Raw genomic sequence first — 285 nt, 5'->3', positions numbered from 1 at the left:
CGTATACTAGTGCTTCTGGAAGATCCTCTTTTGCTAACTGAGCGCTATTACTTTGCTTAGACTTTACTAGGATATCGCTAAACCTATCGTACACTTCTTTAGGCAACTCGTTTGCTAAATTTTCTTGGGTAAGACTTCGCGTGCTCACCACTTGCGCTTGATAATCGCGATTGGCGGACTTTAGATCCTCGGCGATATTACGCACCTCGACAAAGGTATGATTAAACTGCTGCTGCGCTACAAAGGTGCCAGAGCCTTGGCGGCGCTCTAATACCCGCTCTTCAC

General features: G+C 46.7%; 1 pseudogene. It reads right to left on the bottom strand.

What is annotated here, in order from left to right:
- Positions 1 to 285, bottom strand: a pseudogene (locus tag AAEY88_RS12965) (hypothetical protein); the annotation flags it as partial.

It is taken from the genome of Psychrobacter sp. CAL346-MNA-CIBAN-0220 (assembly GCF_040309805.1).
In the GTDB taxonomy this organism is placed as follows: domain Bacteria; phylum Pseudomonadota; class Gammaproteobacteria; order Pseudomonadales; family Moraxellaceae; genus Psychrobacter.
The sequence above is the reverse complement of the archived record's forward strand: the minus strand, read 5'-3'. Positions and strand labels throughout refer to the sequence as shown.